The organism is Vibrio sp. D173a (assembly GCF_030248475.1).
On the sequence record NZ_JAHGAH010001617.1, the window covers coordinates 1 to 796 of the forward strand.

A 796-nucleotide genomic window follows, 5' to 3' on the forward strand; every position below is an offset into this window, starting at 1 on the left:
ATTGATGGCGATAAAGCGTTAATGGCGAAAATGGATAGACTGCTCAACGACTTTGTCGAGCAGCATCGTATGAAGCTACCGGGCGGCACCGATTACGTACCGTGTTATAAGATTGCACAAAACAACGACTGACCATTCCGCACAGAGCATTTCAACTGCTTAAACGATACGTTACTATAAGGGGCGAGTTCATCCGCCCCTTTATTTATTGCTTAGTTATTGGAAACTTATGTCTATCCATCTTGTTATTATCGATGCCCTTAACCTCATCCGTCGCGTTCACTCTGCACAGCCGGATCCAAGCGATATAGCAAGAACCATCACCACAACTACGCGAACGCTAAATAACATCATCAAAGAGTCGAAACCAAGTCATATCATTGCTGTGTTTGATCACCATCTACAAGATCGTGGCTGGCGCGCAGATATTCTACCGAGCTACAAAGAGAACCGTAAGCCAATGCCTGAGCCATTAATGGCTGGATTAGATGCCATTCAACAAGCTTGGTGGGATCTAGGTATCGACTCTCTGTTATCCGATGGGGATGAAGCGGATGATTTGGTTGCAACGCTTGCCAAGAAAGTAGCAGACCGCGGTCAAACGGTAACCATTATCTCAACCGATAAAGGCTACTGTCAGCTGCTCTCTCCTACTCTACAAATTCGCGATTATTTCCAACATCGCTGGTTAGACACGCCCTTTATCGAAGCTGAGTTCGGGGTTAAACCGAGCCAGCTTGCAGATTACTGGGGCTTAACCGGCGTGAGCTCTAGTCAAGTACCGGGAATTCCGGGA

2 protein-coding genes are annotated in these 796 nt (G+C 46.9%); both read left to right on the top strand.

The window, feature by feature from the left end:
- Positions 1 to 132: pyrimidine/purine nucleotide monophosphate nucleosidase domain-containing protein (locus tag KIV40_RS35150; RefSeq protein WP_285354113.1), on the top strand; the 132-nt coding region annotated here is incomplete at its 5' end.
- 97 nt (positions 133 to 229) lie between these two features.
- Positions 230 to 796 (top strand): flap endonuclease Xni (gene xni / locus KIV40_RS35155; protein ID WP_285354111.1); only part of this gene is annotated, 567 nt, incomplete at its 3' end.